Annotated in this window: 23 protein-coding genes and 2 pseudogenes; 11 read left to right on the top strand and 14 right to left on the bottom strand. The window is 42.1% G+C overall.

Annotated elements, in window-relative coordinates; all coding sequences use genetic code 11:
* Positions 1 to 3: 3 nt before the first annotated feature.
* The 3 genes from BTW01_RS15675 to cotG form a co-directional block, all read right to left on the bottom strand.
* Entirely contained in the window at positions 4 to 348 is a 345-nt protein-coding gene (locus tag BTW01_RS15675; RefSeq protein WP_162103915.1) for a DUF4181 domain-containing protein, read from the bottom strand.
* A gap of 117 nt (positions 349 to 465) precedes the next feature.
* Positions 466 to 1,083: a flavin reductase family protein gene (locus BTW01_RS15680; RefSeq protein WP_162103916.1), complete on the bottom strand. Its 618-nt coding sequence runs from the start codon at positions 1,081 to 1,083 to the stop codon at positions 466 to 468.
* Positions 1,084 to 1,252: 169 nt separating this feature from the next.
* A complete protein-coding gene (cotG, locus tag BTW01_RS15685; protein ID WP_162103917.1) occupies positions 1,253 to 1,975 on the bottom strand; it encodes a spore coat protein CotG in 723 nt (240 codons plus the stop codon).
* A gap of 142 nt (positions 1,976 to 2,117) precedes the next feature.
* Here cotG and cotH point away from each other — a divergent pair, with 142 nt between their 5' ends.
* Positions 2,118 to 3,209 carry a spore coat protein CotH gene (gene cotH, locus BTW01_RS15690; RefSeq protein ID WP_162103918.1) on the top strand — a complete coding sequence of 364 codons (1,092 nt, stop codon included), beginning with the start codon at positions 2,118 to 2,120 and terminating at the stop codon, positions 3,207 to 3,209.
* A 42-nt stretch (positions 3,210 to 3,251) separates the two neighbouring features.
* On the opposite strand, the gene alsR is transcribed toward cotH, so the two are convergent.
* The gene (gene alsR / locus BTW01_RS15695) at positions 3,252 to 4,136 is read right to left on the bottom strand and encodes an acetoin biosynthesis transcriptional regulator AlsR (protein ID WP_162103919.1); all 885 of its coding nucleotides are present in this window, start codon (positions 4,134 to 4,136) and stop codon (positions 3,252 to 3,254) included.
* A gap of 159 nt (positions 4,137 to 4,295) precedes the next feature.
* Here alsR and alsS point away from each other — a divergent pair, with 159 nt between their 5' ends.
* The 3 genes from alsS to BTW01_RS15710 all read left to right on the top strand — a co-directional run bounded on the left by alsS (position 4,296) and on the right by BTW01_RS15710 (position 7,465).
* Complete coding sequence (alsS, locus tag BTW01_RS15700) at positions 4,296 to 6,008, top strand: acetolactate synthase AlsS (RefSeq protein ID WP_162103920.1); 1,713 nt, start codon at positions 4,296 to 4,298, stop codon at positions 6,006 to 6,008.
* Between the two features lie 64 nt (positions 6,009 to 6,072).
* Positions 6,073 to 6,840 (top strand): acetolactate decarboxylase, encoded by a 768-nt coding sequence (gene budA, locus BTW01_RS15705; protein ID WP_162103921.1) that lies wholly within the window; start codon positions 6,073 to 6,075, stop codon positions 6,838 to 6,840.
* Positions 6,841 to 6,937: 97 nt separating this feature from the next.
* Entirely contained in the window at positions 6,938 to 7,465 is a 528-nt protein-coding gene (locus BTW01_RS15710; protein WP_162103922.1) for an NAD(P)H-dependent oxidoreductase, read from the top strand.
* Between the two features lie 39 nt (positions 7,466 to 7,504).
* Here the strand turns inward: BTW01_RS15710 and BTW01_RS15715 are convergent, their stop codons facing one another.
* From BTW01_RS15715 to BTW01_RS18770, 5 genes and pseudogenes are all read right to left on the bottom strand, one after another.
* On the bottom strand, positions 7,505 to 7,798 hold the full coding sequence (locus BTW01_RS15715) for a DUF3892 domain-containing protein (protein ID WP_162103923.1): 294 nt from the start codon (positions 7,796 to 7,798) through the stop codon (positions 7,505 to 7,507).
* A 155-nt stretch (positions 7,799 to 7,953) separates the two neighbouring features.
* The gene (locus tag BTW01_RS15720) at positions 7,954 to 8,490 is read right to left on the bottom strand and encodes an SH3 domain-containing protein (RefSeq protein WP_162103924.1); all 537 of its coding nucleotides are present in this window, start codon (positions 8,488 to 8,490) and stop codon (positions 7,954 to 7,956) included.
* Between the two features lie 85 nt (positions 8,491 to 8,575).
* A pseudogene (locus BTW01_RS18530) lies at positions 8,576 to 8,725 on the bottom strand (hypothetical protein); the annotation flags it as partial.
* 107 nt (positions 8,726 to 8,832) lie between these two features.
* On the bottom strand, positions 8,833 to 9,714 hold the full coding sequence (rbsK, locus tag BTW01_RS15730; protein WP_162103925.1) for a ribokinase: 882 nt from the start codon (positions 9,712 to 9,714) through the stop codon (positions 8,833 to 8,835).
* Positions 9,707 to 10,551: pseudogene (locus tag BTW01_RS18770) on the bottom strand (substrate-binding domain-containing protein). The gene rbsK and the pseudogene BTW01_RS18770 overlap by 8 nt, the downstream one beginning before the upstream one ends.
* Before the next feature lie 775 nt (positions 10,552 to 11,326).
* On the opposite strand from BTW01_RS18770, the gene pgsB reads away from it, so the two are divergent.
* From pgsB to BTW01_RS15760, 5 genes are all read left to right on the top strand, one after another.
* Entirely contained in the window at positions 11,327 to 12,508 is a 1,182-nt protein-coding gene (pgsB, locus tag BTW01_RS15740) for a poly-gamma-glutamate synthase PgsB (protein ID WP_162103926.1), read from the top strand.
* Between the two features lie 14 nt (positions 12,509 to 12,522).
* Positions 12,523 to 12,972, top strand: coding sequence for a poly-gamma-glutamate biosynthesis protein PgsC (pgsC, locus tag BTW01_RS15745; protein ID WP_003227889.1), 450 nt, complete (start codon positions 12,523 to 12,525; stop codon positions 12,970 to 12,972).
* 18 nt (positions 12,973 to 12,990) lie between these two features.
* Positions 12,991 to 14,133 carry a capsular polyglutamate synthetase PgsA gene (gene pgsA / locus BTW01_RS15750; protein ID WP_162103927.1) on the top strand — a complete coding sequence of 381 codons (1,143 nt, stop codon included), beginning with the start codon at positions 12,991 to 12,993 and terminating at the stop codon, positions 14,131 to 14,133.
* A gap of 14 nt (positions 14,134 to 14,147) precedes the next feature.
* Positions 14,148 to 14,306 carry an extrachromosomal elements maintenance protein EdmS gene (gene edmS, locus BTW01_RS15755; RefSeq protein ID WP_162103928.1) on the top strand — a complete coding sequence of 53 codons (159 nt, stop codon included), beginning with the start codon at positions 14,148 to 14,150 and terminating at the stop codon, positions 14,304 to 14,306.
* A 145-nt stretch (positions 14,307 to 14,451) separates the two neighbouring features.
* Positions 14,452 to 15,693: a C40 family peptidase gene (locus BTW01_RS15760; protein WP_162103929.1), complete on the top strand. Its 1,242-nt coding sequence runs from the start codon at positions 14,452 to 14,454 to the stop codon at positions 15,691 to 15,693.
* Positions 15,694 to 15,726: 33 nt separating this feature from the next.
* Here the strand turns inward: BTW01_RS15760 and ywtE are convergent, their stop codons facing one another.
* Together ywtE and BTW01_RS15770 are read right to left on the bottom strand one after the other, a co-directional pair.
* Positions 15,727 to 16,587 (bottom strand): 5-amino-6-(5-phospho-D-ribitylamino)uracil phosphatase YwtE, encoded by an 861-nt coding sequence (ywtE, locus tag BTW01_RS15765; protein ID WP_162103930.1) that lies wholly within the window; start codon positions 16,585 to 16,587, stop codon positions 15,727 to 15,729.
* A gap of 148 nt (positions 16,588 to 16,735) precedes the next feature.
* The gene (locus tag BTW01_RS15770) at positions 16,736 to 17,722 is read right to left on the bottom strand and encodes an LCP family protein (RefSeq protein ID WP_162103931.1); all 987 of its coding nucleotides are present in this window, start codon (positions 17,720 to 17,722) and stop codon (positions 16,736 to 16,738) included.
* Positions 17,723 to 18,051: 329 nt separating this feature from the next.
* Here BTW01_RS15770 and BTW01_RS15775 point away from each other — a divergent pair, with 329 nt between their 5' ends.
* Positions 18,052 to 19,425, top strand: a complete 1,374-nt coding sequence (locus tag BTW01_RS15775) for a sugar porter family MFS transporter (protein WP_162103932.1) — start codon at positions 18,052 to 18,054, stop codon at positions 19,423 to 19,425.
* Positions 19,426 to 19,461: 36 nt separating this feature from the next.
* Here BTW01_RS15775 and BTW01_RS15780 read toward each other — a convergent pair whose 3' ends face one another.
* Genes BTW01_RS15780 through BTW01_RS15790 form a run of 3 tightly spaced genes read right to left on the bottom strand, consistent with a single transcriptional unit; the run spans position 19,462 to position 23,146 of the window.
* On the bottom strand, positions 19,462 to 20,586 hold the full coding sequence (locus tag BTW01_RS15780) for a Ger(x)C family spore germination protein (protein ID WP_162103933.1): 1,125 nt from the start codon (positions 20,584 to 20,586) through the stop codon (positions 19,462 to 19,464).
* Positions 20,583 to 21,689, bottom strand: a complete 1,107-nt coding sequence (locus BTW01_RS15785) for a spore germination protein (RefSeq protein ID WP_162103934.1) — start codon at positions 21,687 to 21,689, stop codon at positions 20,583 to 20,585. Before BTW01_RS15785 ends, BTW01_RS15780 begins: the two co-directional genes overlap by 4 nt.
* A gap of 5 nt (positions 21,690 to 21,694) precedes the next feature.
* A complete protein-coding gene (locus BTW01_RS15790) occupies positions 21,695 to 23,146 on the bottom strand; it encodes a spore germination protein (RefSeq protein WP_162103935.1) in 1,452 nt (483 codons plus the stop codon).
* Positions 23,147 to 23,407: 261 nt separating this feature from the next.
* Here BTW01_RS15790 and manA point away from each other — a divergent pair, with 261 nt between their 5' ends.
* Positions 23,408 to 24,358 carry a mannose-6-phosphate isomerase, class I gene (gene manA / locus BTW01_RS15795; RefSeq protein ID WP_162103936.1) on the top strand — a complete coding sequence of 317 codons (951 nt, stop codon included), beginning with the start codon at positions 23,408 to 23,410 and terminating at the stop codon, positions 24,356 to 24,358.
* The last annotated feature ends 221 nt before the right edge of the window (positions 24,359 to 24,579 follow it).

The following is a 24,579-nucleotide window of genomic DNA, read 5'->3' on the forward strand; positions in this document are numbered from 1 at the left end:
ATATTAAAAGAAAATACAAATATAAATAAAAACGGTTAGAAAGAGAGCGGTGCCAAATAAATAGTATACATACTGCTTCTCTTCACGCTTATATTTCCACTCCATAAATGCACGAAAACCATTCATCAAGAATAGATATAAGATAAGCATATTCTCTGGAGGAAAACGAAACAAGGAAAAACCAAATAATATGAGCAAGAGGATGTCCAGCAGTCTATGTATGCTATTGACAGGTTGATACCACCGAGGCGGTTTAGGGATTCCCAGTCTTTTTCGGATATAGCTATAAAAAGCAATCGTGATAAAAAGAGTGGTCAGCATTACAATCAAAAAATGAGTGCCTTCCATTTCAATCCCTCCTTCTTACCTTCTCATTCATAAACACCCGGAGATTTATCCGGGCGTTTTTTAACGAAAACAAGGTCTTATTGACTAGTTTCTTCTATTTAAATAGTCCTCCTTATTTTAACTCGGACGAATCAGCGTAAATTCTTCGCCCAGCTTCGCATAGTGGTTTCCCGCCAACCTTGAGGCAGGCTTTAATTCATCCGCCAAAACATACCCTTTTTCCGCATCATACACCTTTTCATCGAGGTGGAAGCAGACCACTCTGCCGATAAGCAAATCTGCTGTGGTCACACCTTGGTCATTATCAAACGTGATATGCCGCTCTAATGTGCATTCAAATCGAATGCGTGCTTCCTTAATGCCGGGAACTGAAACGCTTTTGCTTTCGACGGAATGAAGCGAGGTGCGCGTGAGTTCGCTTTCGTCCGGCCCTATGCTTGCCGCCGTTTCATTGATATCTTCAATAATAGCTTCATCACTGACATGAACAACAAATTCTCCGGTTTTTACTGCGTTTCGGGCAGTATCTTTTTGACGTCCTTCGGTTCTGTTAACAGAGACACTGAGAAGCGGAGGATCTGAACTGACCACATTATAAAAACTGAAAGGTGCGGCATTTACCGCTCCGTTTGAAGAAAGGGTGGTTACAAATGCAACGGGACGGGGAATGACAGCACCTGATAATAGCTTGTATGTGTCTTTGGCATTAAGCTGATCCGCTTTAAATATGTACATAGCAACAACCGCCTTTATGATTAGAATACCTTGATTATAACGAAATGGTTTCAAGGAAACCAAATGATGCGGGTTGCATATGTTATGTCATGGCATATATCTAATAAAGGGAAAATTGAAAAATAGGCTCCGTGCATTTGCCGGCAGCCTATTGAGATGAAATTTCTGTTTATTTGTATTTCTTTTTGACTACCCAGCAATTGCCGTCTTTCCAGAACTCTTTTTTGCTATGATAATCATCTTCTTTTTTGTAGTGTTTCTTATAGGATTTTTTCTTATGGGAGCAATATGGTTTTTTCTGTGTGCGGCATGACTTTTTATAGCTGCGAGATTTTTTCTTGTGGGAACAGTATGACTTCTTGTAGCTGCGAGATTTTTTCTTGTGAGAACAGTATGACTTTTTGTAGCTGCGAGATTTTTTCTTGTAAGAACGGTATGACTTTTTGTAGCTGCGAGATTTTTTCTTGTGAGAATATGACTTTTTATGGCTGCGAGATTTTTCCTTGTGAGAGTATGACTTTTTATGGCTGCGGGATTTTTTCTTGTGAGAATATGACTTTTTGTAGCTTTGATATTTTTTCTTGTGAGAGCAGTATGCTTTTTTGTGGCTTAGATATGTTTTCTTACGAGAACGGTATGACTTTTTGTAGCTGCGAGATTTTTTGTGAGAACAGTATGATTTTTTGTAGCTGCGAGATTTTTTGTGAGAGCAGTACGATTTTTTGTAGCTGCGTGACTTCTTATGAGAAGAGTATGACTTTTTGTGAGAGTGGTGCGATTTTTTATGACTGCATTTTTTTCCATGAGGCTCTTGATACAAATAGTCCTTTAAACCTTCTTTTTTTGCAGATTTCACCGCTTTTTTGATGTCAGAATGGGAATAGTGGCCCAATTTGATATCCTCCTTTTTAAAAATGATGTTAAGGATGAAGATCCTTACTACACTCATAGTACGCGCGGTTTAAAAAAGTGTATAAGTGTTCCGCTGATATCTCACAAAAATAAAAGCCTAAAATTTGTTAGGAGGATCATGGATGAAGAATCAATCTAATTTGCCGCTTTATCAGCTGTTTGTTCATCCGAAAGACTTGCGTGAATTAAAAAAGGACATATGGGACGATGAGCCAGTGGAAGCTGTGTTGAAGGTCAATCAAAAAAGGATGGATATTGACATCGCTTATCGGGGCTCCCATATCAGAGACTTCAAAAAGAAGTCATACCATATTTCGTTTTACCAGCCGAAAACTTTCCGCGGCGCACGAGAGGTTCACTTAAATGCGGAGTATAAAGATCCTTCCATGATGAGAAACAAATTGTCTCTGGATTTTTTTGCTGAGCTTGGGACGCTGTCTCCAAAGGCAGAGTTTGTGTTTGTGAAGTTGAATGGGAAAAATGAAGGGGTTTATCTTGAACTGGAATCCGTCGATGAATATTATTTAGCGAAAAGGAAGCTGGCGGATGGTGCGATTTTTTACGCGGTAGATGATGATGCTAATTTCTCTCTGATGAGCGACTTAGAAAGGGAAACAAAGACGTCGCTTGAGCATGGATATGAAAAGAAGACAGGGACTGAGGAAGACGATTTTTATTTACAGGATATGATCTTCAAAATTAATACTGTCCCTAAAGCTCAATTTAAATCAGAAGTGACAAAACATGTAGATGTAGATAAATATTTGCGCTGGCTCGCCGGCATTGTATTCACCTCAAACTATGATGGCTTTGTCCACAACTACTCATTGTACAGAAGCAGTGAAACAGGATTATTTGAGGTGATTCCTTGGGATTATGATGCGACTTGGGGCAGGGATATCCATGGGGAGCGGATGGCTGCCGATTATGTAAGAATTCAAGGATTTAATACACTAACCGCCCGGGTTTTGGATGTACCCGAATTTCGCAAGGCCTATAAGCATCTGTTAGAAAAAACGCTCCAATCTCTTTTTACAATAGAATATATGAAACCGAAAATAATGGCGATATATGAGAAAATCAGGCCGTTTGTTCTGATGGACCCATATAAAAAGAATGATATTGAGCGTTTTGACCGTGAGCCAGATGTGATTTGCGACTATATTATAAAAAGAGCTGATTACCTCAAAAGTGAGCTTGATCTTTTATCCTGATGATAAACGGGCGGATTCCGGAGAACGGAGCGCCTTTTTTATTTATCGTTCATTTAATGATTTGGATATTTCGACAAACTTCCTTAATACAGGGTTTTGGCTGTCTTTTCGATATGCGATCACCCATTCCGCTTTGAGCTGAAAATGATCAACGCTGCGATACGTGACATCCAGATTAAACAGCCTTCTGGCCGAGGAGGGGACAATGGTAATGCCGATGCCCGCTGTTACCAGCCCGATTACCATTTGATATTCTGTCGCTTCTTGAACGATATTCGGCACAAAACCTGCGTCTTCACAGAGCTTTGAAAAGTCGTTATATAGTGTGGGCCACGCTTCTTTGGAAAGGGTGATAATCGGTTCGTCTTCCAAATCGGTAATGTCAATTGATTCTTTTAATGCAAGCGGATGCTGCTTCGGCAATGCCAGGATGCATGGACTGCTCTGGGTTTTTTCAATTTGCAGCTCGGGATGCTCTAATGGCGGATGGAGAATGCCGATATCGATATTTCCCTTGAGTAAATCCTCCTGCTGCCGATAAGAAACGATTTCTTTCAGTTCAATTTTTACAGATGGGAACTTTTTTCGGTATTCCCGGATGATCGGCGGCAGAAATTCATAGGTGGCTGATCCGACAAAACCAATAACGAGATGCCCGTGTTCGCCCCGGTCCGTCCGCTGGGCAAGTTCAATTCCTTGGCTGATTTGCATCAAAGCTGACCGGCAGTGATTTAAAAAGATTTCGCCAGCTGCGGTTAGCTCAACAAATCGTTTTGTCCTCTTTAAAAGTGTTACCCCGACTTCTTCTTCCAGTTGTTTGATCTGCTGGCTGAGGGGAGGCTGTGTCATGTTCAGCCGCCGGGCAGCTTTTCCGAAATGAAGCTCTTCGGCTACTGCGATAAAGTATTGAAGATGGCGAAGCTCCATTCAATATGCATTCCTTTCCATAGGTTAATAATTCGTAATACATATTAATCATAAGGCGAATCGATATTGGAGGTCAATTTCCAAAGAGTGTATAGTGAAAAGTATCACAAGAAATATTTAAAATTTTATGTTTAAAATGCATAATAAGGAGTGAGGGTGTTGACAAAAGCAACAAAAGAACAAAAATCCCTTGTAAAAAGCAGAGGGGCGGAGCTTGTTGTTGATTGCTTAGTGGAGCAAGGTGTCACACATGTATTTGGCATTCCAGGTGCAAAAATTGATGCGGTATTTGACGCTTTACAAGATAAAGGGCCAGAAATTATCGTTGCTCGGCATGAACAAAATGCAGCATTTATGGCGCAGGCAGTCGGGCGTTTAACTGGAAAACCGGGAGTTGTGTTAGTCACATCAGGACCAGGTGCTTCTAACTTAGCTACAGGGCTGCTGACAGCAAACACTGAAGGTGATCCTGTTGTTGCACTAGCTGGGAACGTGATCCGTGCAGATCGTTTCAAACGGACACATCAATCTTTGGATAATGCGGCGCTATTTCAGCCGATTACAAAATACAGTGTAGAAGTTCAAGATGTAAAAAACATACCGGAAGCTGTTACAAATGCATTTAGGATAGCGTCAGCAGGTCAGGCTGGGGCCACTTTTGTGAGCTTTCCGCAAGATGTTGTCAATGAAGTTACAGATGCAAAAAACGTGCGTGCTGTCGCAGCGCCAAAACTTGGTCCTGCTGCCGATGATGCAATCAGCGCGGCCATTGCAAAAATCCAAACAGCGAAACTTCCTGTCGTATTAGTCGGCATGAAGGGCGGAAGACCGGAAGCGATTAAAGCAATTCGCAAGCTGTTGAAAAAGGTTCAGCTGCCATTCGTGGAAACTTATCAAGCTGCAGGTACTCTTACGAGAGATTTAGAGGATCAATACTTCGGCCGAATCGGACTATTCCGCAACCAGCCGGGCGATCTTCTGCTTGAGCAGGCTGATGTTGTTCTGACAATAGGCTACGATCCAATCGAATATGATCCGAAATTCTGGAATGTCAATGGAGACCGGACAATCATTCATTTAGATGAAATTCTGGCAGATATTGATCATGCTTACCAGCCGGAGCTGGAGTTGATCGGCGATATTCCATCTACGATCAATCATATCGAACATGACGCTGTGAAAGTGGACTTTGCTGAACGTGAGCAAAAGATCCTTTCTGACTTAAAACAATATCTTCATGAAGGTGAACAGGTGCCTGCTGATTGGAAATCAGACAGATTGCATCCTCTTGAAATCGTGAAAGAATTGCGAAACGCAGTCGATGACCATGTGACAGTAACGTGCGATATCGGTTCACATGCGATTTGGATGTCACGTTATTTCCGCAGCTATGAACCATTATCATTAATGATCAGTAACGGCATGCAGACACTCGGCGTAGCGCTTCCTTGGGCAATCGGCGCTTCATTGGTGAAACCGGGAGAAAAAGTAGTATCCGTCTCTGGTGACGGCGGTTTCTTATTCTCAGCAATGGAATTAGAGACAGCAGTCCGTTTAAAAGCACCAATTGTACACATTGTATGGAATGACAGCACATATGACATGGTTGCATTCCAGCAATTAAAAAAATATAATCGTACATCTGCGGTCGATTTTGGAAATATCGATCTCGTGAAATATGCAGAAAGCTTCGGAGCAACTGGCCTGCGTGTAGAATCACCAGACCAGCTGGCAGATGTACTGCGTCAAGGTATGAACGCTGAGGGTCCTGTCATCATTGATATACCGGTTGACTACAGTGATAACGTTAATTTAGCAAGTGATAAGCTTCCGAAAGAATTCGGGGAACTCATGAAAACGAAAGCTCTCTAGCACTCACTCTGCGCGTCACCACCTGTTTTATAAACAGAACCAAATAAAAGGAGTGAAGGGAATTATGAAAGGCGAAAGCAATACTCAAGTGCTCAGCCGCGGCCAGAAAGATCAGCCTGTGAGCCAGATTTATCAAGTATCAACAATGACTTCTCTTTTAGATGCAGTATATGACGGAGATTTTGAACTGTCAGAGATTCCAAAATACGGAGACTTCGGTATTGGGACCTTTAATAAGCTTGATGGAGAGCTGATTGGATTTGACGGTGAATTTTACCGTCTCCGATCAGATGGAACTGCGACACCGGTCCAAGACGGAGATCGTTCTCCATTTTGTTCATTTGCGTTCTTCACACCGGACATGACGCACAAAATTGATGCGAAAACAACACGTGAAGAATTTGAAAAAGAGATCAACAGCATTCTGCCAAGCAAAAATTTATTTTACGCTATCCGCATTGACGGATTGTTTAAAAAAGTGCAGACAAGAACGGTAGAACTGCAAGAAAAACCTTATGTGCCGATGGTTGAAGCGGTCAAAACACAACCGATTTTCAACTTCGACAATGTGAGAGGAACGATCGTAGGTTTCTTGACACCTTCCTACGCTAATGGAATCGCTGTTTCTGGCTATCACCTGCACTTCATTGACGAAGAACGCAATTCAGGCGGACACGTTTTTGACTATGTGCTTGAGGATTGCACGGTTACGATTTCTAAAAAAATGAACATGAATCTCAGACTTCCGAATACTGCTGATTTCTTTAATGCGAATTTGGATAATCCTGATTTTGCTAAAGATATCGAAACAACTGAAGGAAGCCCTGAATAAAGAAAAAAGAAAGCCTCCTGTGCGGAGGCTTTCTTTTTATTTGAAACTTTTACTGGCTTTGGATAAAATAACGCCAAAAGGGTAAGGGTGTGGTCTGATGAAAGTATTGGTTTTAGCAGTTCATCCTGATATGGAAAACTCAGTTGTTAATAAAGCATGGACAGAGGAATTAAGTCAACATGACAATATCACAGTACGGGAGCTTTATAGGGAATATCCCGATGAAGCGATAGATGTTGCGAAGGAGCAGCAGTTGTGCGAGCAATACGACCGAATTGTCTTTCAATTTCCGCTTTATTGGTACAGTTCTCCGCCCCTCTTGAAAAAATGGCAGGATCTAGTGCTGACTTATGGCTGGGCCTACGGTTCAGAAGGAAACGCCTTGCATGGAAAGGAACTGATGCTTGCTGTTTCAACTGGCGCCGAAGCAGAAAAATATCAGGCTGGCGGGGCTAATCATTACTCAATCAGTGAGCTTTTGAAACCATTTCAGGCTACGAGCAATCTGACTGGCATGAAATACCTCCCGCCATATGTGTTCTATGGCGTGTCTTATGCCAGTGTGGAGGATATTTCTCTCAGTGCAAAACGGTTAGCCGATTACATTCAGAAGCCTTTTGCTTAAAAAAAAGCCCTGGCCGGCATGCGGCCGGGCTTTTTATGATTAAAAATCCGGAAGCTCGGACAGGTTATTTTCTTTTATGCCGTCCGGTTCACTTCTCAAAATGTCACGTCCGTATTTATGAAAAACATCAACATGAGCGAGTTTGCCCGCTTTTGCTTCTGAAAGCGCAGTGGGATAGTCAAGCTCTCTTCCCTCGTTTGTTTTCACTGCAATAATATTATTTTCTTCATTTCTTTTAACGGCGATAATTTCTTCTTTTTCGGAAATAGTTTGCTGGTCGGCAGTTGTTTGCCGGGTTTTATACGATTCATACGCCGCTTCAAATTGATTCATATTCACACCTCCAATATGTAACGTGAGCAAAAATGTCGATAATCATGTACGGTTTCGACACAGCTTATGACAATATTTCCTGAGAAATATCTTGGAGATGTGACAAATCTATACATAAATAAAAGGGATTCCGTATAAAAAGGAATCCCTCTGAGTTATTTTGTCATGTGTAAATCCTTTGTTTTCATATAACCTGTCGCACCGCCATAATCAACATTCACCCAGTTAAAATCAAAACCGTCTTTTTTCGTTTTACTCCAGCCTAAAAAAGAAACGCTTGTGCCTGCGGGGATAGTCTTGATGCTTTTTCCTTCAGCAGATGAATATACCTTTGTTTTTGTTTTGGTTTTTACGGTGGTCGCTGCTTTTACAATGTAATGAGTAGAGACAAAGCCTGTTTTTCCGTTTTTATAATGAACCTTTGCCCAGTCAGCGTTTGCGAAGGAGATCAGCTTTAAGCTGTCGCCTAAGTGCAGCATATCGGCTTTCTTGCTTGATGCGGAAGCCTTTGTTCTGACATTTAGCGCCTCTGCTGACACCAAATAAGAATCAATCGGATAGCTATATAAATCATCAATACTTACAGCTGTGTCTGGCTGTTGTGCATGAATCGTGCTTGCGCCCCCTGCAGAAGCTGCAGTCATTCCGGCTGCAAGTGCTAAAGTTGATAGTATTTTTGTTGTTTTGTTCATTTCGTTCCTCTCCTCACGTAAGAGAAATAATTTTCATTTTATATCCCTATTCACGTTTTCACAGATTCCTAAACATCAAAAAAGATCAGATGAACATCTGATCCGCAGCCATTATTTTTATGTTTTTCGTTCGACAGGCTTTCACTTGTTGTCCGCGCAAAACATTATCGGCTGCTTCTATGGCCGGTTTACCGATCAATTCAGGCTGCTGAGCGACAGTGGCTGAGAGCTTTCTATAGAAATGGAAATGGATTTTGCAGCCCTGCATCTGTGATCACAACTTTGTCAGTATAGCCAGGGTCGGCTAACAGCTTGGTAAGACGGCCGTCAGTATGCTGTTTTTCAGGACAGCAGCTCTTCAATTTCATTTCTTGTGGGCATTCCGCCTTGCGCACCGAAGGAACAGACGGAAAGGGAGGCGGCACGATTGGCAAACCGCAGTGCGGCATCAATGTCTTTTCCCTCAGCCAGTGCCACAGCAAAGGCTGCGTTAAAGGTATCTCCGGCTCCGGTTGTATCAACGGGCTCAACAGGGAAGGACGGGATGAGACGCTCCCTGCTTCCGGCTGAATAGCGGACGCCTTGTTTTCCTTCCGTAATAAAGAGCTTCGCCGGATAAAGCGCCAAGGCTTCGGAAACGGTAAGATCAGGAAATAAGAGTGATGCTTCGTGTTCGTTCGGCGTGAGATAGGTGGCATGATCAATTGTTTCTTGTTTCAACGGGCGGGCTGGTGCCGGGTTTAGCATGATCGGAATGTCATGAGAATGGCAGTAACTGCACACCTCATCAACCGTTTCTTCCGGAATTTCCTGCTGAATCAGGACCATGTCGGCTTTTTCAATCTGTTCAAGCGCGTTTATCGCATATGAAGGAGTGATGTCATCGTTTGCCCCTTTGATGACGACAATGCTGTTATCACCTTCAGCAAGCACAATATGGGCGGTTCCGCTTTCTTTATGTGTAACCGATTCGATATAGTCTGTGCAAACGCCATTTGCTTTTAAGTTTTTCAAAATGGCTGTTCCATAATGATCATCTCCAACCTTGCCGACCATAAACACATGTGCTCCTAGTCTTGCAGCAGCAACGGCCTGATTTGCTCCTTTACCGCCGGGCACCGTTTGCAACGATGTGCCAAGCACCGTTTCTCCAGCTTTTGGGCGTTTGTTTGAGGTGACCACTATATCCATAGAACAGCTTCCAATCACACAAATATTACGCATCATGATCTTCCTTTCTTGTCGTCTTTCTTCTTATATAGGTGCAGGCATTTGAATCGCCATTTCTGTCAGCGCCTGTTTTTTGATGGTGCCCAAAAGCAGCTCGCTTTGCGCAATGTCGTCATAGCCGAGAATTTTAATGTCCTTCGGCACATTTATTGCGCGATCTAATGCTTCATGTAATACTGCAGCGGCTTTAATATCATTACTCGCTATCGCATCATCTGTCTCATGATAAGCGGCAAATAGCCCTTTCGCCATCGATTACGAGCCTTTAGAAGAAAAGAAAGCCGTCTCAGTGACCTGAAAATCAATTCAGCCTGCTGTAAGGTCTCCAAAGCACCGTTTAACACGGGCGGGACCTCTTAGAAGAGCGATGAGCCGTCTTTTTCCGTGAGTGATGGCTTTGGCGGCTAATTTTCCTCCTGTACAATCGTCACTGGACACAGAAGGAGCGCCTTCAGGTTTTCTGCCAAAAAAATGACTGGATGCTTTATGCCGCTGTATTCCTCAAGATTCGGGTAATTCATCGTTGCGGCAATAGTGCCTGCAACATAATTTTGCTAAAAGGGTTGAAGGTACTCAAGTTCTTTTTTAATTACTATTGCTGAAGATAAGGTGATATCCTTCTCGATTCAATTCATCCTCTGCGCCGCGTGCCAGCTGCGGGAAGAAAGGGTTTTGGATATATGGGAAAAAGCCCGATCAGCCGGGATTCTCTTTTATAAAGGCTTCATTCGGGGAATCATTCAACTTCTCCATCGCCGTTAATTCAGGACGCGGGAAACCATCGCAACTGGAAACTCCCGACGCTCCGGCGACGTCTTTAATTGTAGACAAAAATGTTCCCCCTATTATGTAACCGTTTACGAAAATAGGTTATCATGACCTATTAAAAGTTGGCAATAAAAATATCGAAATCTATTATAAATTGTATACAAAATTATGAAATTTTAAGATTTTCGCTCTTTTTTGACACGATCTTCACAAATTTGGATAAAGAATTCTTGAATAAATATTAAGTTTTATTAAAAATGTTTCAAAATCATGCGTTTAGACCTGTAAACGAGAAAAACGGGGAAAGACTATCCGCTTATAAAATGTTTAATTATGTTAGAGAATACAGACCTCTATATTTAGCAATTTCATATATGATCTCTATAGTCATTTTGAAATAGGACTGCTTTTCCCTCTTCCGTGCAGAAAGGATGACATGATGACCTTGTCCTTAAGAAACAGACGAAACGATTTTGTGTTCATAAGAACCGGAAACACGCATGACAGCAAGAAAAGCTTGATAATCAGGGCTTAAAAAAAGATTGATTTGAAATGCATATTAAATGTAAACAGTGAAGTGAGACTATACGTCCAGAAGCATGTCAGGAGAATAATGAAAGCGCATTCCTTTAGGCTTTTTAAAAAAGAGGTAAGGTGTAAGTCCTGCTGTTTTCCAAAAAAAGAAAGCGGATTGTAGGTACAATATCTCTTTCAAAAGAGAAGTTTGGCTCAGTGAATCATGAGCGATTATGTTACATAATGCCGATTGAGAAATCATAGTGATTCTATATACTGATGAATGAATTTACAACAATATAGAAGGAGATGTCGATAAGCAATGTGGTTACTCATTATAGCCTGTGCTGTCATACTGGTCATCGGAATATTAGAAAAGCGACGACATCAGAAGAACATTGATGCCCTCCCTGTGCGAGTGAATATTAACGGCATTCGGGGAAAATCGACTGTGACAAGGCTGACAACCGGAATATTAATAGAAGCCGGTTACAAAACTGTTGGGAAAACAACAGGGACAGATGCAAGAATGATTTACTGGGACACACCGGAAGAAAAACCGATTAAACGGAAGCCTCAAGGACCGAATATCGGAGAGCAAAAAGAAGTAATGAAAGAAACAGTAGAAAGAGGGGCTAATGCTATCGTCAGTGAATGTATGGCTGTTAACCCGGATTATCAAATTATCTTTCAGGATGAACTTCTGCAAGCCAATATCGGTGTTATTGTTAACGTTTTAGAAGATCATATGGATGTCATGGGACCGACGCTTGATGAAATTGCAGAAGCGTTTACCGCTACTATTCCTTATAATGGCCATCTTGTCATTACAGATAGTGAATATACTGAGTTCTTTCAACAAAAAGCAAAAGAACGAAACACAAAAGTCATCATTGCTGATAACTCAAAAATAACAGATGAATATTTGCGTAAATTTGAATATATGGTATTCCCAGATAATGCTTCTCTTGCACTGGGTGTGGCTCAAGCACTCGGCATTGACGAAGAAACAGCGTTTAAAGGAATGCTGAATGCGCCGCCAGATCCGGGAGCGATGAGAATTCTTCCGCTGATCAGTCCGAGCGAGCCTGGGCACTTTGTTAATGGGTTTGCCGCAAACGACGCTTCTTCTACTTTGAATATATGGAAACGTGTAAAAGAAATCGGGTACCCAACCGATGATCCGATCATCATCATGAACTGCCGCGCAGACCGTGTCGATCGGACACAGCAATTCGCAAATGACGTATTGCCTTATATTGAAGCAAGTGAACTGATCTTAATCGGTGAAACAACAGAACCAATCGTAAAAGCCTATGAAGAAGGCAAAATTCCTGCAGATAAACTGCATGATCTCGAGTACAAGTCAACAGAAGAAATTATGGAATTGTTAAAGAAAAGAATGCACAACCGTGTCATATATGGCGTCGGCAATATTCATGGCGCCGCAGAGCCTTTAATTGAAAAAATCCACGAATACAAGGTTAAGCAGCTCGTAAGCTAGGAGGAAACGCAGACATGTTCGGATCAGATTTATACATTGCACTTATTTTAGGTGTGCTACTCAGTTTGATTTTTGCAGAAAAAACAGGAATCGTGCCGGCAGGACTGGTTGTACCGGGATATTTAGGACTTGTGTTTAATCAGCCGGTCTTTATTTTACTCGTATTGTTAGTCAGCCTGCTCACTTATGTCATTGTGAAATACGGTTTATCCAAATTTATGATTTTGTACGGACGCAGAAAATTCGCTGCCATGCTGATAACGGGAATCGTCCTGAAAATCGCGTTTGATTTTCTATACCCGATTGTTCCATTTGAAATCGCGGAATTTCGAGGAATCGGCATCATCGTGCCCGGTTTAATTGCCAATACCATTCAAAAACAAGGGTTAACCATTACGTTCGGAAGCACGCTGCTATTGAGCGGAGCGACATTTGCTATCATGTTTGTTTACTACTTAATTTAATGTAAGGTGTGTCAAACGATGAAAAAAGAACTGAGCTTTCATGAAAAGCTGCTAAAGCTGACAAAACAGCAAAAAAAGAAAACCAACAAGCACGTATTTATTGCCATTCCGATCGTTTTTGTTCTCATGTTCACGTTTATGTGGGCGGGAAAAGCAGAAAAGCCAAAGGTCAAAACGTATGCTGATGATGTTCTCTCAGCCTCTTTTGTCGGCGATATTATGATGGGCCGTTATGTTGAAAAAGTAACGAAACAAAAAGGGGCAGACAGTGTTTTTCAATATGTTGAACCGATCTTTAAAAGCTCGGATTATGTAGCTGGAAACTTTGAAAATACGGTAACGTATCAAAAGGATTATAAACAAGCCAAGAAAAAGATTCATTTGCAGACGAATAAGGAATCAGTGAAAGTCTTAAAGGATATGAACTTTACGGTTCTCAACAGCGCAAACAATCACTCAATGGATTACGGCGTGGAAGGTATGAAAGATACGCTTGGAGAATTTTCAAAGCAAAATCTTGATATCGTTGGAGCAGGATACAATCTGGATGATGCGAAAAAGAAAATTTCATACCAGAAAGTCAATGGGGTGACCATCGCGACGCTCGGTTTTACCGATGTATCTGGAAAAAGCTTTGGGGCTAAAAGGAAAACGCCGGGCGTACTGCCCGCAGATCCTGAAGTCTTCATCCCTATGATTTCAGAAGCGAAACAACGTGCGGACATCGTTGTGGTGCAGTCACATTGGGGACAAGAATATGACAATGATCCAAACGACCGCCAGCGCCAGCTTGCAAGAGCCATGTCTGATGCGGGAGCTGATATCATTGTCGGCCATCACCCGCACGTCTTAGAACCGATTGAAGTGTATAACGGAACCGTCATTTTCTACAGCCTCGGTAACTTTGTCTTTGATCAAGGCTGGACAAGAACGAGAGATAGTGCGCTGGTTCAGTATCACCTAAAGAAAAACGGCACAGGCCGTTTTGAAGTGACGCCGATTGATATCCATGAAGCGACACCTGCACCAGTCAAAAAAGGCAGCTTTAAACAAAAAACAATTATTCGTGAACTCACGAAAGACTCTAATTTCTCATGGAAAGTAGAAGACGGTAAACTGACGTTTGATGTTGATCATAGCGACAAACTAAAATCTAAATAATCGGAGTGATAAAGATGAAATTTGTCAAAGCCTTTTGGCCGTTTGTTGCCGTAGCTATCGTATTCATGTTTATGTCAGCTTTTAAATTCAATGATCAGCTGACAGATCAGGAAAAGCAGAAGATTGATACGGAAATGCATAAAATTCAGCAGCAAGAAGAACCAAGCAAATAAATGATTCAAAAAAGAGAGTGCCTGATGAGGCATTCTCTTTTTATTTGCCCGGCACATTCATTATGTAAAAAAATCAACAAGTCTCTTAATATATACAAAAAAATACCGATGTTAAGATTGCAAAAAAGAGGAGGAGATAATAAAAGTGAAGACACTAGCAAACTGGAAGAGGTTTTTGCTTGTGGCAGTCATCATTGTTTTTTTTGGTTCAATTATTACAAAAGCGGAAATTGCAGAGGCTGATATGTCATCTGAGCAGATAATCAGCGAAGCAAAAAAACTGCTTGGGTATCAGTATAAATACGGCGGTGAAACGCCGAAAGAGGGCTTCGATTCTTCAGGGTTCATTCAATATGTTTTCAATAAGGCAGATATTCATCTGCCGAGATCTGTGAAGGATCAGAGTAAAGTCGGAACGGCGATAAAGTCTGAAGATGTGAAGCCGGGTGATATTTTGTTTTTCAAGAAAGAGGGAAGCAGCGGGACAATTGCGACGCATAACGCTCTTTATATCGGAGACGGCCAGGTGGTTCACAGCACGCAATCAAAAGGGGTCATCATCACCAATTACAAAAAAAGCAGCTATTGGAGCGGCTCTTATCTTGGGGCGAGACGAATCGCAACAGATCCGGCCATTGCGGATGTTCCTGTCGTTCGGGAGGCAGAAAAATATATGGGCATTCCATATGTGTTTGGCGGCAATACACCTTCAGAGGGCTTTGACTGTTCAGGGCTCGTGCAGTATGTGTTTCAGCGGGCACTCGGCATTTATCTGCCTCGATCAGCCGAACAGCAATGGGAAGCGGGCGAAAAGGTGGCGCCTCAGAACATAAAGCCTGGCGATGTCATTTATTTTAGCAACACATATAAATCAGGAATTTCACATGCAGGCATTTATGCAGGCGGAGGAAGGTTTATTCAGGCAAGCCGGTCAGAAAAAGTGACCATTTCCTACTTGTCAGGGGAGTACTGGAAATCGAAGATGACAGGCATTCGCCGATTTGACAACTTGGCAATCCCGAAAGAAAACAAGATCGTTTCTGAAGCTACGCTTTATATTGGAGAAGTTCCTTATAAAAAAGGCGGAGTGTCACCAAAGACTGGGTTTGATACAGCTGGTTTTGTCCAGTATGTATACCAGAAAGCAGCGGGAATTTCCCTGCCTCGGTACGCAGCAAGCCAGTACAAAGCAGGAACAAAGATTAAAAAGGCTGACTTGAAGCCGGGAGACATTGTGTTCTTCCAATCCACAAGCCTGAATCCAGCCATTTATATCGGAAATGGCCAAGTTGTTCATGTCACATTATCAAACGGCGTGACCATCACCAATATGAACACGAGCACGTATTGGAAGGATAAATACGCGGGAAGTATACGGGTAAAATAAGACAAAGACTCCAGAGTGTCTGGAGTCTTTTCTTTATGCATATTGGCCGGAAAGAAGCTGGTCAATAAAGTAAGCGACACCATTTTCATCATTGCTTTTTGTGATGAAGGTGCTTTTTTCTTTTAATTCATCGATCGCATTCTCCATGGCGATACGGTGTCCGGCGACCTCAAACATAGACAAATCGTTCGGACTGTCGCCGATCGCATAAATATCCTGTGTTTCAATTCCGTATATGTCAGCCAGCTTTGTCAGCGCGCGTCCTTTTCCTGAATTGGCCGGCAGGATTTCGATAATATGTTTTCCAGAAGTGGTTTGCGCCAGTTTGCTATGATGCTTCAGCTCTTCCTTCGCTTGTTTCAGCTTATCCATATCAAATGAGAAGCAAAGCAGCTTATAAATATTTTCGCTGCCGTCAAAGACCGATTCGATATGAGGAATTGGTTTAATGCCAAACTGTTTGAACTGAGTCATGGCTCCTTGCCATAATTCGTCCGTCTTTTCGTTTGGATTTGCGCTCTTTAGGATATCAAGCTCCGCGTGCAGCTTCGCTTCGCCGTCAAAAGGAGAAAGCAGATAGTCATCTGTATATACTTCAAAGTAAATATGTTTAGACAGTAAGTAATCAGCGATTGCTTTTCCGGCTTCCTGATCCATTAATGTTCGGCTGATTAAACGGTAACCGGTATCGTGGATCGTTCCGCCATTAGCCGCAATGATGGGGATGTCCAAGTCTTTCAGTAATGCTTTTACATCAAATGTAGCCCTTCCTGTGCAAATGGTGACGAGAATGCCGGCATCAACAGCCCGTTTGATTGCCGCTCTGTTTTCTGCAGAAATCACGCTCTCTTTATTCAATAGTGTACCGTCTAAATCAATCGCAATACATTTCATATGCAGGTGGAACCTCCTTAAAAATAAAGCTGCTTGGTGTAGTATGTTCCGCTTTTCTGCGAAACATCATCCATATAAATTAAGGCTAAACGTTACTATGATCATTTTCAACTAAAAAAACGGAATGGCCTTTGCCATTCCGTTAAAATCAGTTATTTAGGGCTTCTTTTAGTTCAGTTTTTACTTTTTCAAGTTTTTCATCATCAAGTTTTAAATAATAAAGTCTTTTTCCCTCGCGAGGGTTGTAGGCATACATGTCTGACCCGGTAAGCTGTTCAGTATCAATTGATTTTAAAGACGTTATAAATGGGAATAATCCGATGGCATCATTTAATGATAAATTCATCTTTAGATTTTTCCCAAGACTATCAACAATATCATCATAGGCTGGAATAGAGCTTAATGATTTAGATTTTTTAATAATTGCATTTAAGACTTCCATTTGTCTTTGGCCGCGTTGAAAGTCTGTATCGGCTTTTCGCGTTCTTACATACGCAAGGGCCTCTTCACCGTCGAGTGTTTGGACACCAGGTTTTAACACTACTTTTCCTTTTGTGTCCTTTTTAATTTGATTAGCAACTTTTTCACTTTTTACATCTACACTTACACCATTTAGCTCATCAACCACATCTTTAAAGGCATTAAAATTACTTTCTACTACATAATCTACTGGAATATCTAGCAGGTTTTCTACTGTTTTTGCCGAGGTTTTTACGCCCCCAAATGCATGAGCATGCGTAAATTTATCATATCCGTATTCTGGAATATTCACATAAGAGTCTCTAGGAATGCTTAGCATTGTAGCTGTTTTGTTTGTTCGGTTAAAGGTAACCAACACATTGGCATCACTTCTAGCATCATTTACTGTCTCACCCTTTGAATCTCTTGAATCAATTCCTAGAAGCAGTACAGTAAAGGAGTCTTTTTTCGGATCAAACTCTTTAATGCGTTTAACGGATTGGCCATTAGCATTTAAGTCAATATGGGCTTGTTTTGACGCATGGTTTAGTTTTACAAAAGCGTAGGCGCCGACAGATCCTACTACAATGACTAGAAAGGCGATTAAACCAACAACAACTTTTACCCATTTTCTCAGTTTTCTCTTTTTCTTTTTGCGTTTTGATCGTTCTTCCATATGTCAATACCTCTCGTTTCTTTACTATTTGTAGCGTACCATTCATTTTGCAGCAGGGCAACTCTTGAATAAACATTTTTCGATAAATATTCCTATATTTATTAGATTCTATTCTTGAAAATAGTTATTTTTGATGTGCGAATCACCTTATATTAGACGCCGCAATAGATAAAACGTTTCGATCATGTTGAAAAAATGCAAGTGAATGATTGGAAATTTATCACCAGCAAGAATGAAAAGGTTTAATAGTCAGAAAAAGAGGCTAAAAGATTTCTAAAAAACGCCACAGACAAATTGATCCCAGCTGATGGAGAAAGGGAGTCATTTTTATGAAAAAGCAGTCAAATATATGGCTTTATTTTTTCGGCGCTCTTGGAGGCGCGTTATACGGGTATGATACTGGAGTGATTTCTGGCGCTATTTTATTTATGAAAAAGGACTTAGGCTTGAGTGCATTTACGGAAGGGCTTGTTGTCAGCTCCTTATTGGTTGGGGCAATAATTGGTTCGGGAGCGGCTGGCAAGCTGACAGACCGTTTTGGAAGAAAAAAAGCCATTATGGCGGCCGCATTGCTTTTTTGTATAGGCGGATTGGGTGTGGCATTGGCTCCGAATACGGGAGTTATGGTGTTATTTCGCATCATTTTAGGATTGGCTGTCGGAACATCGACGACAATCGTGCCTCTCTATTTATCTGAACTGGCGCCAAAACAGAAACGCGGGGCGCTCTCATCGTTGAATCAGCTAATGATCACAGTCGGCATTCTTCTATCTTACATTGTCAATTACATATTTGCAGATGCCGAAGCGTGGCGCTGGATGCTTGGATTGGCCGCTGTGCCGTCGGTGCTCTTGCTCATTGGGATTTTGTTTATGCCTGAGAGTCCCCGTTGGCTGTTCACGAACGGCGATGAGGACAAAGCGAAGAAAATTCTTAAAAAATTGCGTGGTACGAAAGATATTGATCAGGAAATACATGATATTCAAGAAGCGGAAAAGCAAGATGAAGGCGGCTTGAAGGAGCTGTTTGATCCTTGGGTGCGCCCTGCGTTAATTGCGGGCTTAGGACTGGCGTTTTTGCAGCAGTTTATCGGAACGAACACGATCATTTATTATGCGCCAAAAACCTTCACAAACGTCGGGTTTGGAAACTCCGCTTCGATTTTAGGAACAGTTGGAATCGGCACAGTTAATGTTCTCATGACATTAGTAGCGATTAAAATCATCGACAAGATTGGAAGAAAGCCGCTATTGTTATTCGGAAATGCCGGGATGGTGATCAGCTTAATCGTTTTGGCGCTGGTGAATCTCTTTTTCGATAACACACCGGCTGCCTCCTGGACAACTGTCATCTGTTTAGGCGTGTTTATCGTTGTCTTTGCAGTCAGCTGGGGCCCGGTTGTCTGGGTGATGCTTCCTGAATTGTTCCCGCTCCATGTCAGAGGAATCGGGACTGGGGTCTCGACTTTGATGCTGCACGTTGGTACACTGATCGTTTCACTAACCTATCCAATATTAATGGAAGCGATCGGCATCAGTTATTTATTCCTGATTTATGCCGCCATCGGTATGATGTCCTTCTTATTTGTCCGATTTAAAGTGACAGAGACGAAGGGAAAAAGCCTTGAAGAAATTGAACAGGATTTACGAGATAAAAACGGACAAGGCGGTTCGGCTGGAAAACAGCAGACTGTCGAAACATAAAACAGGGTGCGCGTAATCGCGCACCCTGTTGATTGCTCACTTTCCGACTGTCCCGAAATTAACAATGTCGAATGAAATATCATACTTGAAATCAGCTTCAGCAAATACTTCATCCCAATGCCCTTTTACTTTATTCCAGTAGTCAGGATATTGAACACGGACTCGTTCGGACAAAAAAATCGGATCAGCTTTATACTCATGCTGCAGTTTATCCATCACCTTTTTCACATCACGTTCAAGTTTTTTCTCGAAAATGCGCCCCAGTTTGTTCAAATAGCTTTGACTAAAGGAGTCTTCTTTTGGATTTTGATCTTCTGTGAGGATGCCCTTTGTTTTAACAGAAATATGAAAGACAGGCTTTCCATTTTTAATTTCCGGCTTAATTTTTGTTTTTGACTTGCTTATCTCAAAGGTAATTGGACGTCCTTTGTCTGTCGCCGGCAAGACGCCGCCTTGGATTGTTCCCATGACCCATGTCAGTGGTTGGAGTTCATCAGCGGAAAGAAATCCAATCAGTTTATTGCTGTGGCTTTTAATAATGCCTGCCCCGTCATACTTGATTTTTCCCTTTTGTTTTTTCGCCGCTTGGATGAGAAAGCTGTAGTGGTTCTGGCAATAAAGAGAAGCTCTTCCGATTCGCAGAGGCAACATAATTTTTCCGTTATACCCCATGTGAGTTGTCAAATCAATCAGTTTTTCGACAGGCATGGGCTGTTGCTGATTTGAGCTGCCTTTAGCAAAAAGATCACTGGCGTTTCCTCTTGCAGCAATTAAATAACTGCTTCGTCTTAATTCATCATCTCTTATGAAGTGATTTAACACTTGATCAATGTTTTGATGTTTCATCAGTTGTTCTCCTAAAAGAATCACTTTCAAGTGATCGCTGTAAATAGGAGGATCCTTGATCGATACATCACTGACCGCTTCGAGAATATTTTTCCCATAAGATGTCACATTGATAAACTCAGGCTTTCCCGCAGCTTGGCTGTTTTCACTTTGGGGAAGAAGATTTTGATACATTAATTTATAATGATGATGATCTGTTTCATCGATTGCGAGTCCTCTGGCGAAGGATAGCTTTTCAATATTTTTGACATCCCAGCATCCGCAGAGCGCCTGCAGCATGAGAAACATTGCCGCCAGCTTTATTATTATCTTCATTGAAGCTGCCCCCTTCCCAGTTTTTTCTGTATCCAGTTCAAAAACCAAATGAAGAATGGGATTGAGATTACAATTAAAAAAGCATATCCAAGAAGTGTCCCATAATGAAATACGTCATTCAGATGCTTAGGATACAATGTTAAGAGAAATGTCACAGCCAGCATGGCCGTAAGCAGCCACGCATTGTTTTTATTTTTCAGATGAAAGATTTCGGTTAAACCGATATGGGCGCCTTTAAAGGAGCCAAGCATACAGGCAAATTGCTGGGCGGTCCAGGTCAGCTGTAAGAATACATCAAACCGTTCAATAAAAATGCCTGGAACTTCTAATGCGTGGATAAGAGAGATGGTAGGCCATGTTACCGTTTTGGCCTCAGCCACAGTCATACTGCCAATCACGATTAATAAAGTGATACTGTAAAACACTGTGGAAGTCATAATCCCTAAAGCGACAGCTTTTTTTGCTTGCTTCGGGTCTCTCATAAACGGGATGAGGTACAGAATGATTTCAAATCCTGAGAAATACAAAAGTGTTTTTGGAATTAAAGCGAAAAAGCTCTGATAGCCTCCCTCAAAAACTGGCCTGATGTAATCAAGCTGGAACAAGCGAAAACTGAACATCAGGAGTATCATAAAAATAAGAAGGGTTATAGGAAATATATAAGCATAGACCTTTGAAATCGCATAAACACCCCCGCCCACATGATAAATGGCAACGGCAAGGAAGATAAACACCACAACAGACATCGGCGTATTTCTCAGCAGAAAGAATCCGACTACCTCTCCCAAAATACGTGCTTGATAGCAAACAATCCCAATGAAATAAAGAGAGATAAACGAATTTAATAAAAAACCCACGAACTTCCCAGCTACAATGCTGTTAAGCTTAAAAATGGTTTTCCCGCTGTTTTTTTGAAGAAAAGGCAAGAGAAGCAGAGCAATGGCAATAAAAATAGCGCCCTGCAGCAGAATGATAAGCCATCCGCTCGGGCTATCGGATTCGGCAGCTGAGCGGGGAAGGGTCAGGACGCCTGCCCCTATCAGGGTGCTGCTGATCATAATCATTGTCTGCATAAATGTCAGTTTATGTTCTGATTTCTTCATAGCGATCACCTTTGTCTAATATTGTCTTCAGGATCATTTCGTGTCGGCCTTCTTTTTAAAAACATAGTAGGAATGCGAATGACTGTATCTTTCAAATCCTGTCCGGGCTGCGCCATGATTGGGATAATGAAATCCTGGCCAAAGCTTTTCAGGCGCATTAAATGGCCGACAACGAAAAGATAGACCATGATAACCCCATAGAGGCCAAGCGCGGCCGCACTTATCATGACTACAATCCGGATAATCCGCAGCGGAAAGTTATAGGTGTATGAAGGAACAGTAAAGGATGCCAATGCGGTAACGGATACCACAATGACCATCAGTGCGCTGACAATTTGTGCCTGTACAGCCGCCTGTCCAATGACAACGCCTCCGATAAGGCCAATCGTCTGGCCGATTGGCCTGGGCAGCCTTAAGCCGGCTTCCCGTATCAATTCGATCGTAAAGATCATGATAAAGGCCTCTACAAAAGGCGGGAATGGTACATTAAGCCGGCTTCCGGCAATCGAAATTGCCATTTTCGTTGGCAAAAGCCCGGGGTGAAAAGAAACGAGAGAAATATACAGACCGGGCAAATAAATCGTGATCAGGATACAGGAATAACGGAGAATACGGATCAGTGACATGGGAATCCAGCGCTGGCTGTAATCGTCGGGTGAATGTATAAATTCATCAACCGTAGTGGGAACCACTAGAGCAAACGGCGTACCATCTACTAAAATGGATACGCGTCCTTCCAATAGAGAACTTTGAACCCGGTCTGGCCGTTCTGTACTTAATATCGTGGGAACAATCGAAAAAGGATCATCTTCAATCAGCTGTTCAAGTGTGCCCGATTCTGGCAAATCATCTATCTTGACTGAATCTAGCCTTTTAAACACTTCTTTCACAACAAAATCAGGGGCAACATCTTGAATATAAGCGACGGCGACCTTCTTTTTCGTCCTTTTTCCGAGTATCATTTCCTTTATAACGAGATCAGGATCACCTATCTGATCACGCAAAAGAGCTGTGTTTGTCCGCAGTTTTTCAATAAATCCAATTTTCGGGCCGCGCTCCAAGATTTCAGAGGAAGGTTCTTCAAGACTGCGCGTTTTTGCTGACTTCGTGTCAAACGCTAATCCACCGCTATAGCCATCCGCAAGCAATACGGCTTGGCCTGCAAAAACGAGCTGTTCTATTTCTTGCATTGTAGAAACAACCTTATGATGGAAACCGAATAAGAAGGCGGATAGATCTTCAATCGACCTTTCCTTATGGGCTAACGCTTCTCTTTGCAGAGGGGAAATGACGTATTGCGCCAGTATTTTATTCTCTGTCAGACCGTCAATATACAGTAAACAAGCCTTCTGCCTCTTGTCTCCGAATGGAAACGTATAAAACATCATGTCGTCACTTTGTCCGAATTTTTTTTTCAATGTGTCTAAATTGTTCTGGAGATCAGAGTCGATTTGCATAGTTTCTCTCCTTTAGCCTCAGGTTGACGGTTTTTATTAATTTGTATCAAAAAAGGGGAATTATTCTTATCGAGGAAAAGCTTGAAACAAAGCTTCTTTTCGACATGATATAATAAAAAAGGAAACGCTTTCTTTCGAGAGCTGCAAAAGATGATGCTTTGTACATACGTTTGCTGTAGGAAAAAGACAGCTTATACGAGCGTTTGTAAGGGGGATGCACCGGGAAAATAATGAGCAGTTATTGACAGGGGGGTACGGATCATGACGGAATCACCGATTTTTCTAACACCTGTGTTTAAAGAAAAAGTGTGGGGCGGCACCGCTTTACGAGATAGATTTGGCTACGGTATTCCTTCAGAAAAAACAGGGGAATGCTGGGCCATTTCCGCTCATCCAAAAGGGCCGAGCATTGTAGCGAATGGCCCATATAAAGGAAAAACACTGACTGAGCTCTGGGATGAGCATCGGGACGTTTTCGGCGGTGTGGAGGGGGATCGATTTCCGCTTTTAGCAAAGCTGTTGGACGTGAAGGAAGATATGGCCATTAAAGTTCACCCCGACGATTACTATGCCGGCGAAAATGAAGAGGACGAACTCGGCAAGACGGAATGCTGGTACATTATCGACTGTAAAGAAAATGCGGAGATTATTTACGGGCATACAGCCCGCTCAAAAACCGAACTTGTCACAATGATCAATAGTGGTGACTGGGATGGTCTGCTGCGAAGATTCAGGATTAAGCCGGGTGATTTCTATTATGTGCCGAGCGGTACAGTGCACGCCTTATGTAAGGAAGCGCTTGTTTTAGAGATACAGCAAAACTCTGACGCCACATACAGGATGTATGACTATGACCGGATAGATAGCGACGGAAGTCCAAGAGAGCTGCATTTTGCCAAAGCGGTCAATGCGGCCACAGTTCCGCATGTGGACGGGTATATAGATGAATCGACTGAATCGAGAAAAGGAGTCACCATTAAAACGTTTGTCCAAGGAGAATATTTTTCGGTATATAAATGGGACATCGAAGGGGAGGCTGAGCTGTCTCAGGATGAAAGCTTTCTGCTTTGCAGCGTGATAGAAGGAAGCGGTTTGCTAAAGTATGAAGATGAATCATGTCCGCTTCAAAAAGGCCATCATTTTATACTGCCTGCTCAAATGCCCGACTTTACAGTGAAAGGAACATGTACACTGATCGTGTCTCATATGTAAACGATTTGAGCACTCGGCTGACTGCCGTGTGCTTTTTCTATGTATGTCAAAAGCAAAAATAAGATTACGGTAAGGTGCTAAAGCTTGTCATCGCATTTACAGGCTTTTTTCTTTTAAAAACGAACACCATATTCCTAAACTGGCTTGCTCACAAATAGTATTTCTGCGGCTAAGGCAGCAGTTGGTTTAAGCATTGAGAGAGAAAGTGAACTTTTATATGC

Origin of the sequence: Bacillus sp. SKDU12 (genome assembly GCF_010093085.1) — a bacterium.
Classification (GTDB): domain Bacteria; phylum Bacillota; class Bacilli; order Bacillales; family Bacillaceae; genus Bacillus; species Bacillus mexicanus.

What these genes read in the sequence shown, in the direction of transcription:
- alsR (WP_162103919.1), bottom strand. Translation starts at nt 4,136, where the DNA reads ATGGAGCTTCGCCATCTTCAATACTTTATCGCAGTAGCCGAAGAGCTT.
- manA (WP_162103936.1), top strand. Translation starts at nt 23,408, where the DNA reads ATGACGGAATCACCGATTTTTCTAACACCTGTGTTTAAAGAAAAAGTG.
- BTW01_RS15770 (WP_162103931.1), bottom strand. Translation starts at nt 17,722, where the DNA reads ATGGAAGAACGATCAAAACGCAAAAAGAAAAAGAGAAAACTGAGAAAA.
- BTW01_RS15785 (WP_162103934.1), bottom strand. Translation starts at nt 21,689, where the DNA reads ATGAAGAAATCAGAACATAAACTGACATTTATGCAGACAATGATTATG.
- BTW01_RS15710 (WP_162103922.1), top strand. Translation starts at nt 6,938, where the DNA reads ATGAAAGTATTGGTTTTAGCAGTTCATCCTGATATGGAAAACTCAGTT.
- BTW01_RS15790 (WP_162103935.1), bottom strand. Translation starts at nt 23,146, where the DNA reads ATGCAAATCGACTCTGATCTCCAGAACAATTTAGACACATTGAAAAAA.
- budA (WP_162103921.1), top strand. Translation starts at nt 6,073, where the DNA reads ATGAAAGGCGAAAGCAATACTCAAGTGCTCAGCCGCGGCCAGAAAGAT.
- BTW01_RS15775 (WP_162103932.1), top strand. Translation starts at nt 18,052, where the DNA reads ATGAAAAAGCAGTCAAATATATGGCTTTATTTTTTCGGCGCTCTTGGA.
- pgsC (WP_003227889.1), top strand. Translation starts at nt 12,523, where the DNA reads ATGTTCGGATCAGATTTATACATTGCACTTATTTTAGGTGTGCTACTC.
- cotH (WP_162103918.1), top strand. Translation starts at nt 2,118, where the DNA reads ATGAAGAATCAATCTAATTTGCCGCTTTATCAGCTGTTTGTTCATCCG.
- edmS (WP_162103928.1), top strand. Translation starts at nt 14,148, where the DNA reads ATGAAATTTGTCAAAGCCTTTTGGCCGTTTGTTGCCGTAGCTATCGTA.
- rbsK (WP_162103925.1), bottom strand. Translation starts at nt 9,714, where the DNA reads ATGCGTAATATTTGTGTGATTGGAAGCTGTTCTATGGATATAGTGGTC.
- pgsA (WP_162103927.1), top strand. Translation starts at nt 12,991, where the DNA reads ATGAAAAAAGAACTGAGCTTTCATGAAAAGCTGCTAAAGCTGACAAAA.
- BTW01_RS15680 (WP_162103916.1), bottom strand. Translation starts at nt 1,083, where the DNA reads ATGTACATATTTAAAGCGGATCAGCTTAATGCCAAAGACACATACAAG.
- BTW01_RS15780 (WP_162103933.1), bottom strand. Translation starts at nt 20,586, where the DNA reads ATGAAGATAATAATAAAGCTGGCGGCAATGTTTCTCATGCTGCAGGCG.
- ywtE (WP_162103930.1), bottom strand. Translation starts at nt 16,587, where the DNA reads ATGAAATGTATTGCGATTGATTTAGACGGTACACTATTGAATAAAGAG.
- BTW01_RS15720 (WP_162103924.1), bottom strand. Translation starts at nt 8,490, where the DNA reads ATGAACAAAACAACAAAAATACTATCAACTTTAGCACTTGCAGCCGGA.
- BTW01_RS15675 (WP_162103915.1), bottom strand. Translation starts at nt 348, where the DNA reads ATGGAAGGCACTCATTTTTTGATTGTAATGCTGACCACTCTTTTTATC.
- pgsB (WP_162103926.1), top strand. Translation starts at nt 11,327, where the DNA reads ATGTGGTTACTCATTATAGCCTGTGCTGTCATACTGGTCATCGGAATA.
- BTW01_RS15715 (WP_162103923.1), bottom strand. Translation starts at nt 7,798, where the DNA reads ATGAATCAATTTGAAGCGGCGTATGAATCGTATAAAACCCGGCAAACA.